The 12,146-nt window shown below is 63.8% G+C and carries 11 protein-coding genes; 8 read left to right on the top strand and 3 right to left on the bottom strand.

From position 1 onward, the window contains the following. Positions 1 to 18: 18 nt before the first annotated feature. Complete coding sequence (gene prmB, locus AC19YR_RS02410) at positions 19 to 927, bottom strand: 50S ribosomal protein L3 N(5)-glutamine methyltransferase (protein ID WP_095107444.1); 909 nt, start codon at positions 925 to 927, stop codon at positions 19 to 21. Positions 928 to 1,163: 236 nt separating this feature from the next. On the opposite strand from prmB, the gene AC19YR_RS02405 reads away from it, so the two are divergent. The 5 genes from AC19YR_RS02405 to AC19YR_RS02385 all read left to right on the top strand — a co-directional run bounded on the left by AC19YR_RS02405 (position 1,164) and on the right by AC19YR_RS02385 (position 3,934). Then, complete coding sequence (locus AC19YR_RS02405) at positions 1,164 to 1,754, top strand: cysteine hydrolase family protein (protein ID WP_095107443.1); 591 nt, start codon at positions 1,164 to 1,166, stop codon at positions 1,752 to 1,754. Between the two features lie 133 nt (positions 1,755 to 1,887). Further along, entirely contained in the window at positions 1,888 to 2,208 is a 321-nt protein-coding gene (locus tag AC19YR_RS02400; RefSeq protein ID WP_095107442.1) for a hypothetical protein, read from the top strand. Between the two features lie 73 nt (positions 2,209 to 2,281). Next, a complete protein-coding gene (locus AC19YR_RS02395; RefSeq protein ID WP_095107441.1) occupies positions 2,282 to 2,839 on the top strand; it encodes a Smr/MutS family protein in 558 nt (185 codons plus the stop codon). Positions 2,840 to 2,915: 76 nt separating this feature from the next. Next, positions 2,916 to 3,461, top strand: coding sequence for a GTP cyclohydrolase I FolE (folE, locus tag AC19YR_RS02390; protein WP_003204506.1), 546 nt, complete (start codon positions 2,916 to 2,918; stop codon positions 3,459 to 3,461). 101 nt (positions 3,462 to 3,562) lie between these two features. Next, positions 3,563 to 3,934 carry a glutathione S-transferase N-terminal domain-containing protein gene (locus AC19YR_RS02385; protein ID WP_095107440.1) on the top strand — a complete coding sequence of 124 codons (372 nt, stop codon included), beginning with the start codon at positions 3,563 to 3,565 and terminating at the stop codon, positions 3,932 to 3,934. A 40-nt stretch (positions 3,935 to 3,974) separates the two neighbouring features. Here AC19YR_RS02385 and AC19YR_RS02380 read toward each other — a convergent pair whose 3' ends face one another. Further along, positions 3,975 to 5,132, bottom strand: a complete 1,158-nt coding sequence (locus tag AC19YR_RS02380) for an aminotransferase-like domain-containing protein (protein ID WP_500596999.1) — start codon at positions 5,130 to 5,132, stop codon at positions 3,975 to 3,977. Positions 5,133 to 5,215: 83 nt separating this feature from the next. Between AC19YR_RS02380 and AC19YR_RS02375 the strand changes: the two genes are divergently transcribed. The 3 genes from AC19YR_RS02375 (at position 5,216) to AC19YR_RS02365 (ending at position 8,031) form a co-directional block, all read left to right on the top strand. After that, positions 5,216 to 5,650 carry a MarR family winged helix-turn-helix transcriptional regulator gene (locus tag AC19YR_RS02375; protein WP_095107438.1) on the top strand — a complete coding sequence of 145 codons (435 nt, stop codon included), beginning with the start codon at positions 5,216 to 5,218 and terminating at the stop codon, positions 5,648 to 5,650. Positions 5,651 to 5,976: 326 nt separating this feature from the next. Further along, a complete protein-coding gene (locus AC19YR_RS02370; protein ID WP_095107437.1) occupies positions 5,977 to 7,326 on the top strand; it encodes an NCS2 family permease in 1,350 nt (449 codons plus the stop codon). 78 nt (positions 7,327 to 7,404) lie between these two features. Continuing rightward, complete coding sequence (locus AC19YR_RS02365) at positions 7,405 to 8,031, top strand: LysE family translocator (protein WP_095107436.1); 627 nt, start codon at positions 7,405 to 7,407, stop codon at positions 8,029 to 8,031. Between the two features lie 6 nt (positions 8,032 to 8,037). On the opposite strand, the gene AC19YR_RS02360 is transcribed toward AC19YR_RS02365, so the two are convergent. Further along, complete coding sequence (locus AC19YR_RS02360) at positions 8,038 to 12,126, bottom strand: dermonecrotic toxin domain-containing protein (RefSeq protein WP_500596997.1); 4,089 nt, start codon at positions 12,124 to 12,126, stop codon at positions 8,038 to 8,040. Between the last annotated feature and the right edge of the window lie 20 nt (positions 12,127 to 12,146).

Genomic DNA, 12,146 nt, shown 5'->3' with positions numbered 1-12,146 from the left:
CACGCAGGCGTTGCGCACTTACACCTTGGAGGCGAACAGCGCCTGATGGTCGCGGCATTGCTCGGCGGTGAGCATGAACACACCGTGGCCGCCACGCTCGAAGTCCAGCCAGGCGAAGTCGACGCCCGGGTACAAGGCCTCAACATGCACCTGGCTGTTGCCCACTTCTACGATCAACAGACCTTTTTCGGTGAGGTGGTCCGCCGCTTCGCTGAGCATGCGCCGCACCAGGTTCAAGCCATCGTCGCCACAGGCCAGGGCCAGTTCCGGTTCGTGCTGGTACTCGTCGGGCATGTCGGCGAAATCTTCGGCATCCACATACGGCGGGTTGGACACGATCAGGTCGAAACGCTGCCCCGGCAAACCGTCGAAGCCGTCGCCCTGTACGGTGAATACCCGCTCATCCACGCCATGGCGCTCGATGTTCTGGTTGGCCACTTCCAGGGCCTCGAACGACAGATCGGCCAGCACCACTTCAGCGTTCTGGAACTCATAGGCGCAAGCAATACCGATACAACCGGAACCGGTGCACAGGTCGAGAATGCGGGCCGGCTCGCTGCCCAGCCAGGGCTCGAAGCGTTTTTCGATCAACTCACCGATGGGCGAACGGGGGATGAGCACGCGCTCATCGACGATGAACGACAGGCCGCAGAACCACGCCTCGCCCAGCAGGTAGGCGGTGGGCACGCGCTCTTCGATACGCCGGTGCAGCAGGTGCTGCACGTGGATCAGTTCGTCGTCTTCGAGGCGGCAATCGAGGTAGCTGTCCGCGATTTCCCAGGGCAGGTGCACGGCACCGAGTACCAGTTGGCGGGCTTCGTCCCAGGCATTGTCGGTGCCATGGCCGAAAAACAGATCCTCCCCATGAAAACGACTGACGGCCCAACGGATGTGGTCGCGCAACGTGCGCAGACGGGAAGTAATCACGGAACAGACTCCAGAAAAAACGACCGGTGATTCTAACAGCCAAAACGTCCGCCGACGACGCATGAAAACAGCTCGAGAAAAGTAGGAAAAATCCCAGGCAGCCGTTTTTGGTTGAACGCAAGCGCCCCTTGACATCGCTGTAAGCCAACAACCACGTAGCTTACGTTGGTAGCGATTCACAGAACCGCTCAGCCAGAGGACAATGCCCCAAAAGCCCCACCCGAAGGAGCCCCAGAATGTCCGTTCCAAAGACGATGTTTCAACTCAGCGGCCGCGGTTACGCACCGGCCAATTTGAGCCATGCCAGCCTGGTCATCATTGACGCTCAAAAGGAATACCTCAGCGGCCCCCTGGCCCTGTCCGGCATGGACGCTGCCGTCGTAAACATCCAGCAACTGCTCGCCGCCGCCCGGGCTGCCGGCCGGCCGGTGGTGCACGTGCGCCACCTGGGCACCGTCGGCGGCCTGTTCGACCCCCAGGGCGAGCGCGGTGAATTCATCCCGGGCCTGGAGCCGCAAGGCGACGAAACCATCATCGGTAAGCTGCTGCCCAGCGCCTTCCACGGCACCGAGCTGGAAAAACGCCTGCAAGAGCTGGGCTCCCTGGACCTGATCGTCTGCGGTTTCATGAGCCACTCCAGCGTCAGCACCACGGTGCGCGCCGCCAAGAACCTGGGCTTTCGCTGCACCCTGGTCGAAGACGCCTGCGCCACCCGCGACCTGCCCTACAAGGGCGGTGTGCTGACGGCCGAGCACGTGCAGCAGACTGAAATGGCGATCATGGCCGACAACTTCGCCACCCTGGCGCAGACCAAAGACCTGATCTGACCGCCTCCCCCGGTGAGCGGCACGCTGGCCGCTCATCCGCAAAAGCCTCTCATTCCCGCCAAATGGCTTAGCTTCAGGAACCACCCGCACGACTTCCGGTCGAAGGGCCGATACCCATTGAGGAATGGTCGGAATGAAAATATCCGATGGATTTGACGCCCGCCGCCTGCGCCCAAAAGGCCCGAGCAACTGGCGTTTTCGCCTGAGCGCCGGTTTTGCCGCGCTGTTGGCAACGTTCGGCGTGCTGCTGGCCATGGCCGGGGCCGCCAGCCTGTTGGGCCGCCCGCCCGCGCTGGGCGAGTTGAATGCCAGCGCGGCCGGTTCCGGCGTGTTGCTGGGCTTGGGCCTGGTGCTGTTGTACGTCGGGGTCTGGTTGTGGCGCCGCTGCCGTCGCCATCGCCGCCGCTACCACGAACTGAACATGGCCCCGCACCTGATGAAAAAGAATGACTGAGGGCGGCGCTGCGTTTTGTCCTGCGCGATCGCGCGGGAGTTGGGTAGACTAGCCGCCCTTCGCGGAGGCTGACATGCAAGACGACGATTTTTCCCTGTTCAAAAGCGCGATCCAAGGCGTCAAGCCGATCAAGCACGACCGCGCCGAAACAGGCAAACCCAAGGCCGACCGCGCGCAGATCGCCAAGCTGCGCCAAGCGGCGACCATCCGCACCGATGCCACCACCGTGGACGGCTTGTCCGATCAATTCGTGATCGACGTCGGCCCAGAAGACGAGTTGATGTGGGCCCGCGACGGCGTCCAGGACAGCCAGATGCGCAAGCTCAAGGCCGGCCAGATCCCATTCGAGGGCAGCCTCGACCTGCACGGTATGAACGTGGAAAAGGCCCGCGAAACCCTGTGGGCGTTCCTCGCCGAAGCCACCCAGTTCGAGATCCGCTGCGCCCGCGTGACCCACGGCAAGGCCGTGCGCTTGGACGGCAAGCGGCCGATGATTAAGAGCCACGTCAATACCTGGCTGCGCCAGCACCCCCAGGTGCTCGGCTTCGCTTCCTGCCAGGCCCGCCACGGCGGCGCCGGCGCGGTGTACGTGATGCTCAAGCGCACCATGATGGAAGGCCGCGACGAGTAAAGCCGTATCACCAGGCTTGCAGCGCCCGCCCCGCCCCCGTACCCTTGCCGTTTGCGTAAAAACCACAGGTAGTTTCATGTCCCTGGAACAGAATTACACGGCGATCCTCGGCCAATTGGGCGAGGACGTCTCTCGCGAAGGCCTGCTCGACACGCCAAAACGCGCTGCCAAAGCCATGCAGTACCTTTGCCGTGGTTATGAGCAAACCCTGGAAGAGGTCACCAACGGTGCCCTGTTCAGCTCCGATAACAGCGAAATGGTCCTGGTCAAGGACATCGAGCTGTACTCATTGTGCGAACACCACCTGCTGCCGTTCATCGGCAAGGCCCATGTGGCGTACATCCCCAGCGGCAAAGTGTTGGGCCTGTCCAAGGTGGCGCGGATCGTCGACATGTACGCCCGCCGCCTGCAGATCCAGGAAAACCTCAGCCGCCAGATCGCCGACGCGGTGCAGCAAGTGACCGGCGCCCTGGGCGTGGCCGTGGTGATCGAGGCCAAGCACATGTGCATGATGATGCGCGGTGTGGAGAAACAGAATTCGTCGATGATTACCTCGGTGATGCTGGGTGAGTTCCGCGAAAACGCCGCCACCCGCAGCGAGTTCCTCAGCCTTATCAAGTGATACGCCCCAAAAAAAACCGGCATCGAGCGCCGGTTTTTTTTCGCCCCTGAAAAATCAGGTAAGCTGCGCCCCCGCAAACCCTGCCCCGTGAGGCCACCATCGTGTTCGTCAAAGCCCTTCGAGTCGGCCTCGGCCAGATCATTATCTTCATCGACTTCCTCACCCGCCCCGGCAAGAAGCAGCGCCCCGCCGCCGTCCAGGCTCAGGTCAATGCCGCCGCCAAGGACCTGACCCTGTATCAGTTCCACGCCTGCCCGTTTTGCGTAAAAACCCGCCGCGCCCTGCGCCGCCTCAACGTGCCGGTGGCGCTGCGCGACGCAAAGAACAACGAACAGGACCGCCAGGCCCTGCTCGAACACGGCGGAAAGGTCAAAGTGCCATGCCTGCGCATCGAAGAAAACGGCCAAGTCACCTGGATGTACGAGTCCAAGGTCATCATCGACTACCTGGACAAGCGCTTCGCGGCGGTTTGACTACCCCCTTCTCGTCGTAGCAAGCGGGCAAGCCCGCTTGCTACTGCAACAACCCCTGGCGCACCACCGCCGCCAAACGCTTGAGGCCCTCGTCCAGGCGCTCAGGGGCGATGTGGCTGAAGTTCAGCCGCAGGTGCCCCAGGTTTTCCTCCGGCTGCGGGAAGAACGGCTCGCCCGGCATGAACGCCACGTCCGCCGCCAGCGCCGCCGCAAGCAAGGTGCGCGTGTCCAGCGGTTGCTTGAGGGTCAACCAGAAAAACAGCCCCCCCTGCGGTACCTGCCAGTCAGCCAGGTCGGCGAAGTGGCGCTCCAACGCCTGCTGGAAGGCATCGCGGCGCACACGGTAAAAGCTGCGTAGCTCACTCAAGTGTTCGGTGTATTTCTCGCTGCCCAACCATTGCAGCGCCTGCCACTGGCCGACGCGGTTGGTGTGCAGGTCAGCGCTCTGCTTGAGTTTGAGCAGATAGGGGAACAGGTCCGGGCTGGCGATCAGGTAACCCACCCGCAGCCCAGGCAGCAGGGTCTTGGACACTGTGCCGGTATAGATCCAACTGGCATTTTTCAAGCGGCTGACAATGGGCGTGGCCTGGCCACCGTCGAAGGTCAGTTCGCGGTACGGCTCGTCCTCGATCAGGGTCACGCCAAACTCATCGAGCAACGCCGCCACGCCATCGCGCTTGGCTTCGCTGTAACGCACCGCCGAGGGGTTCTGGAAGGTCGGGATCAGGTAGATGAAGGCCGGGCGATAGCGCTCCAGCCGTTCGCGCAGGCAGGCCAGGTCCGGGCCGTCCGCCTGCTGGGGCACGGTCAGGCAGTCGGCGCCGAACAGCTGGAAAATCTGCAACGCCGCCAAGTAGGTCGGCGCTTCCAGGAGGATTTCGGTGCCCTTGTCGATGTACAGCTTGGCGGCCAGGTCCAGGGTTTGCTGCGAACCACTGACCACCAGCACCTGGCTCGCCTCGCACGGCACCCCCAGCGCCCGCGCCTGGGCGGCGAGGAGTTCGCGCAGGGCCGGCTCGCCTTCGCTCATGCCGTATTGGCCGATACTGCGCGGCATGTCCTGCCATTGCACCTGGGGCAGCATGGCTTCGGCCGGCAACCCACCGGCGAAGGACATCACCTCCGGGCGCTGGGCCGCAGCGAGGATTTCACGGATCAAGGAACCTTTAAGGCGCGACACACGTTCAGAGAAAGCCATGGAGAGTCACCGGTAGCGAAGGCGGAGAAAAATACGTCAAACTGCTTGACCGAAATTACGCCGCCCGCCACGGATACGTCAATATGCTTGACCTTAAACACTGCGCCTCGCAACAAGCCGCCATGCAGGCGTTTTTCTTCGGCTACCAGGCGTTTACCGCCAAGGCCGACGAAATGCTCGAACGCCGGGGCCTGAGCCGGGTACATCAGCGCATCGTGTTTTTCATCGCCCTGCACCCCCACCTGAGCGTCACCCAACTGCTGGCCCTGCTGGGGGTGAGCAAGCAGGCGCTAAACATGCCGTTGCGCCAATTGCAGGAAATGCACCTGGTCAGCAGCGTCGCCAGCCAGGCCGACAAGCGCAAACGCCTGCTGGAGTTGACCGAGGACGGCGCCCGTTTCGAGCAGGCCCTGCGCCGTGAACAAGTGAAACTGCTGGAGCGGGTGTTCGCCCAGGCCGGCGAAGCGGCGGTGGATGGCTGGTTGACGGTGAACAAAGCCCTCGCCGAACGCCCCTGAACCGGCGCCGTGCAGCACGCGGGCTTGCCCGCGCTGGGGTGCGCAGCAGCCCCAATCCCTTTCAAGCCGAGCGCGTTTACGGCCACTACGCGGCCGAGCGCGGGCAAGCCCGCTTGCTACAGAGGGTTGGCCTTTCGTCATTTTTCGGACACACAATCTAAAACATTAATTGCTTTATTTGTATACAAAAGCATAATTCGCTTCGTGCGAGTTCCTGACCAATAAGTCAATAAAACCCGCCAGCCATGCTCACCTCAAAGAGCCGCTGCCCACCCGTGCGTGCCCGGCTCTGGAAATAACAATAAAACGCTTGAGGAGTACTCGCTGTGGATAGCCGCAAACCCCAATCCCCGACGCTGGATCTTTCGCCGCCGCTACGCCAGGGCTGGCTGGAACGCCTGTTCAAGTTGAACGCCCATGGCACCACGGTGAAAACCGAACTGATCGCCGGGCTGACCACGTTCATCACCATGGCCTACATCATTTTCGTCAACCCCAACATCATGGCCGACGCCGGCATCGACCACGGTGCGGCCTTCGTCGCCACGTGCATCGCCGCCGCCCTCGGTTGCCTGTTGATGGGCCTGTACGCCAACTGGCCGGTCGGCCTGGCGCCGGGCATGGGGCTGAACGCGTTTTTCACCTACACCGTGGTCGGCACCATGGGCTACCACTGGGAAACGGCCCTGGGCGCGGTGTTCGTCTCCGGCGTGCTGTTCATGTTCCTGACCTTTTCACGCATCCGCGAATGGCTGCTCAACAGCATTCCGGTCAGCCTGCGCTATGCCATGGGCGCCGGCGTGGGGCTGTTCTTGGGGCTGATCGGCCTGAAAACCGCCGGCATCGTCGTCGATAGCCCGGCCACCCTGATAAAGCTCGGCTCCCTGCGCGAACCCGGCCCGCTGCTGGCGGCGGTGTGCTTTTTGATGATCGCCATCCTCAGTTACCACCGGGTGTTCGGCGCCATCCTTATCAGCATCATCACCGTGACCCTGGCGGGTTGGGGCCTGGGCCTGGTGCAGTACAGCGGCATCCTGTCGGCGCCGCCGAGCCTGGCGCCGACCTGGATGGCCATGGACGTGGCCGGTGTATTCAATATCAGCATGATTAGCGTGGTATTGGCGTTCCTTTTTGTGCACATGTTCGACACCGCCGGCACCCTGATGGGCGTGGCGCAACGGGCCGGGCTGGTGAACGCGCAAGGGCGCATCGAAAACCTCTCGCGCGCCATGAAGGCCGACAGCGCCTCCAGCGTGTTCGGCGCGGTGGTCGGCGTGCCGCCGGTGACCAGTTACGTGGAAAGTGCCGCCGGCGTGGCCGCCGGGGGGCGCACCGGGCTCACGGCCGTCACCGTGGGCGTGCTGTTCATTGCGGCGATGTTTTTCGCCCCACTGGCCGGGATGATCCCCGCCTACGCCACTGCCGGCGCACTGATCTACGTGGCGATGCTGATGATGGGCGGCATGGCCCATATCGAATGGGACGAAGCCACCGACGCCATCCCGGCCATCGTCACGGCAATCATGATGCCCCTGACCTTCTCGGTGGCCGACGGCATCGCCCTGGGTTTTATCACCTACGTGGCACTCAAGGCCGGCACCGGAAAACACAAGGAAATCTCGGTGAGCCTGTGGGTGCTGTGCGCAATCTTCATCGCCAAATTCGTCTTTCTTTAAAAACGGGAAAAGGCAGCGGCACGCCGCAAGCGCTTAACTTGCCGCTTGCCGCTCACAACTAAAAGCTGGAGTAATGCTATGAGTCTGGAAACCTGGTTGTTGTTCAGTGGCGCGGCGTTGGTGGTGATTCTCATCCCCGGCCCGCTGTCGTTGCTGATGATCGGCAACAGCCTGAACTACGGTTTGCTGCGTTCGTACCCGGCGTTTCTCGGGGGTGTGGTGGCGTCGATCTGCCTGTTGAGCGCTTCGGCCCTGGGCCTGGGCGCACTGTTGCTGGCCTCGGAGCAGCTGTTCAGCGCCCTGAAAATCGTTGGCGCGCTGTACCTGTTCTACCTCGCCTGGCAGAGCTGGCAGCAGTCGCGGCAACCGGCCCGGGCGGCCCAGGTGCCCCAAGCCGCCATCGCCCCGCGTTTTCGCAGCCTGTTTGGCCGCGCCTTTGTGCTGGGGGCCAGCAACCCCAAGGACATCCTGTTTTTTGCGGCATTTTTGCCGCAGTTTCTCAGCGCCGAACACGCCTTTTTGCCGCAGTTGCTGGTGATGATCGCCACCTGGACCGTGCTCGACCTGCTGTGCAAGCTGGCCTATGGCCTGGGGGCCCATGGCGCTGCGCGTTACCTGCGCAGCGGCAAGGGCCAGAGTTGGTTCAACCGCGTCAGCGCCGGGCTGTTCAGCGGGGCCGGGGCGGCCTCGCTGCTCAGCCGCTAGGCCACGTCAGGACAGGCTGTCGTCGACACGCACCACAAAGAAGACCGGCTCTTCCACGGTTTGCACACCAACCATGAACTTGGCCACGCGGCCCTCGCTCTGAGCCGTGCGCAGCCTTTGTACGGCGTCCGGGTTGCGGCATTTTTCGACGAATGCCTCGACCCAGCGCCCCACGATAGGTACGTACAGGCCCCGGCCGATGATGTCGCGGAACAACATTAGGTACACCGTCTGCGACCCTGGGCGGGTGAACATCATCATGTTCAAGTCGGTGACCCCGGCCTGCAGCTGATAGCCATTGCGGCTCAAAATCCGGTCGGTAAAGCCAATATCGCCCATCGGCAGGTAGCCCTGTGCTTTGATGTCCTCCTCGTCGAGACGGAAGTTCAGCCGACGAAAAGTGTCGAGGCGGCTTTCGGAGCTGATGGAGTGCGTGCGCCCCGAAAGCAGCCGCGCTTCGGCCAACAAGGTCAACGGATCGCTCATGCTCGCCACCGGCGCGGCTGTCTTCGCCCGCCAGGCATGCAGGGTGTAGGAGGTGTTGAGCAGGCGCGTGGCGGTCAATTCCCCGATAGACTCGGCGTCTGCCACCTGAAACAGCCGTTCGGCCAATACCCAGAGGGACTGGGTGGTCAAGTTGGGGTACAGGTCATCGATGAACCTGTGCAAAGGCTTGTGGAACAGCGGCAGCGCCACCTTCCAACCGACACCGGCCTTGAAAGTCACCAGGCGCGGTTGGTCGCTGGGGTCGAGCGCCACTTTTTGCCACACGCCTTGCAGGTCGTCGCCGGCCCAGGACGGCGGCTTGAGAAACACGCTACCGGCCCTGGGGCTGGGGCCGTCGGGAAGGATTTCGTAGTAGCTGCCATCAATTTCGATCGCCGGGTAAATACCATCCTTGCTCACCACCCGATACACCGGCATAGCCGTTTCCAAGTCGCTGACCCGGTTCAGGTCACGCCCCTCCAGCACCTGCCCCCAAGTGGTCCAATCTTGCCCCGTGTCGGGCCGTGGCCGCTTGGGCGGCGTCACCACCGCTGGCAAGGCCGGGCGTTTGGAGGGGCCGGCACTGGTGGAGGGCTGGGGTTGGCTGACATGCCCATGAAAGTACGGCTTGGCCCAATCCGGCAGGGTGCCGCGGGTACGGATCAGGTCCTCGGCCAGGTCCAACTCCATGCGGCGCTGGCGGGCCTCGGGAAAGCGGAACTGATCGAGGTAGACCCGCGCCTCTTTCAAGGAAAACCGCGGAAAGGCCACCTGTAACCGCGTGGGGGCGATAAAGCTTTTACCACCGCCCTTGAGCCCCGGCGCATCGGCGTAGCGCCAGGTGCCGTCGGCCTGGCGGGCCACGGGCCGTTTGTAATAGGCACCGGGGCGGCGCATATCCACCAGGCGCCAGGTCAGGTCATCGCGCTGGAGCTGGAACCAACGCCCCGCGTCTTCGATGAAGTAACGGGCGAAACCACCCTGGGCGGGCAGGTTTTCGTAGACACCATCGCTGCGCAGGGTCAGGGGTTCGGGCTTCTTGCCCACTGCGAACCGCGGGTTCAGGACGGTCGGGCGGCGGACCCGGCCGGTGGGCGGTTGGGCGACATCGGACGCAAGATCGGCAAAGTGGGTGATGACCCGTAAGAACTGGCCCTGGGCCTCCTCGTACTGTTCGCGGCGCAAAGCGTCGATGCCATTCCACACCGCCAACAGGCTGCGGCCCAGCGCCAGCGGCGCGAGGATTTTCAGCGGCAATGCAGACGACACCACGTCCAACACGGCTTCCAGTACATCCAGGCTGGTATCGCGGTCGCTTTCCCCGGTGGTGGTGCTCTGGGCGTCGACATCGGCGAGCAGGCGCTCCACCTGCGCCGCGTAGGCCTGGTGCAGAAAATCCCCCTTGATCGGTTGCAAGGCCAACTCCGTGCCCCGCACGCCTCGTTGTAACAGGCGCGCCACCTCGGGGCGGGCGGTCAGCGCCGCACGGCTGACGAAGTAGTCCCGCAGGTGGCTGTCAGACAACAACCCGGCGACCAGGGCCGCACGGCTTTCGTATTCACGAAAACGCACGCCGCCCGGTGCCTGAGGCGTATAGATGACCAGCGACGGCACCGACTGCACCGCCGTCGGGGCGAACACCAGGACGTCAAGCAAGGTCGCGCCCTGCACCAGCAACTGCTGGACCTGGATGCGATGGCCCTCGACCGCAAGGCGCCGGTCATCGTCCACCGGGTGCTCCAGCACGCTGTTGACCCAACCGAACCCTCGGGCCTGGCGGTCATGGGCGAACGCCCCGCTGATTTTCGCCTCCAACAGGTCCACCCGCAGTTGCGCGGCCATCAGCGCCGCGAAGCGCTCCTGGTCCGCTTGGGCCTGGGGGCCATGGAGCAGGCGTTCACGCAGGAAGCGCTCGTAGGATTGGCCGATGTTCAGCGCCCGCACGATGTCTTTCACCTCGGCGCTAGACAACCCCTTGGCGTCGCCAGAAATGCGCGCAGTCAAGGCGTAGTCGATGTCCAGTGCGCCCACATTCTCCAGCAGCAGGGCCGTCAGGCTGCGGGTGTTGTGCACCAGGGTCAGGGTCGGCCCGGTGCGGTCCAGGCTCATGGCCGTGCTGTAGGCCGAGGCGCCGGGCGGGATCAGCGGCCCGGTCTGGTAGGCCTTGGTGGTGGTAATCAGCACCTTGTCCGGGTCGATCTGCACCCCGTAATGCAGTTGCACATAGGGCATCACTTCCTGCCGGGCATAGGCCAGGAGCAAGGCGCGGTCGCCGAATTGGGCGAGGGAAGGCAAGCCCTGCAGCTCCGTGCCCTGTACCTGCTCGCGGTAGTCGGCCACCGCGTTCAGCCACTGGTCGCGGTCCTCGGCCGAAGCCCCCTTGAGCCAACCCGCCAGGCCCTTGGCCAGGCGTTTTTGCTCGCGGGCCGCCAGCACATCGCGGCCTTGCAAGGTGTGTTCCATGGCAACGGCTTGGGTGAGGGCCTGCTCCCAGTCCGCGTCCGGGTCGCTATGGGCCTGCTCCAGGGCGTGACTCAGGTTAGCGAGTTGGGTGGCGCGCAGGGTTTGCCAGGTTTGCTCGAACACATCTTCTGCCAGCTCGCGGTAGCGCAATGCCGGCGCGGCCAACGCTTGCACCCGCGCAACGTCGGCGCGGGCCAGCGACTGGAAGACGAACTCGAACTCGCTCGCGGCCTGCCAGCGCCGCTTGAGGGCCTCGTCCAGGGCCTTGAGGGAGTCAAACTCCTCCAGGCCCCGGCCTGGGCTGTAGAGCAGCGCCGCGCCGGTGTCCGCTTCCGGCGCCAAGTCGCTGGCGACCGTTGTTTGCGCGATGGAATACACACCGCTGATGTCCTTGACCGCATTGCCATCGCGCTCGGTGATGATAAAGGCACCCGCCACAGGCATACGCCGCTCCCCTACCTGCAATGCCACCTCATAGAGTGCGGGGCGCAACGACACCGGCAAGGCCTTGCGCACAGCCGCCGAGGGGTACATCAGCACCTGCTCGGCCAGGCTCTTGTTGGGCGCCGCCAGGGTTTCATCGGCATACAGCAGGTCGACTTCAGCCTGTAACTGTTCGCGGCGGATCTCCAGCAGCCGCGCCTGGCGGGTCTGCGCCGAGGACGGTGCCCGCGGTGCGCTCCAGTAGCGGTCCAGGGCCTGGCGATAGTGGCCCGCGGCATCGCCGCCAAGGCGGTTGATGAAGTTCTCGAACGCCGCCATGTCCAGATCCGCGATGGCCTCGCCCTGGGTATCGAGCAGTTGGGTCGCGGTCGCCGCGTAGGTCTGCGGTCGCCCCAGGCGCATGCGCTCATGCAACTCGTCCGTCACCCGGGGCGCCTGCATGACCTCGCGCAGTTCGTTCACGCTGTCGCCCAACTCTTTGAGTTCGCGCCAGACAAAACACTGGCTCATTAATGGCGCCCGCGAAAAGGTCATCGCCCAGGCCTCTTGCGCCATGCTGTCGAAGCTCGGCTGCCCCGCCAGCAGCGTGCGTAACTCGCCATCCAGGCGCGTCAACGTGTCCAACAGGCGCACCTGGGTCGAGGCACTGCGCAGGGCAGAAACCTTGATGGGGGCGGCCGGCAAAACGGAAGGTGTCGTCATGTTCAAAATCCCTAAACGAG

This window comes from Pseudomonas sp. MF08817 (assembly GCF_059862705.1).
The sequence above is the reverse complement of the archived record's forward strand: the minus strand, read 5'-3'. Positions and strand labels throughout refer to the sequence as shown.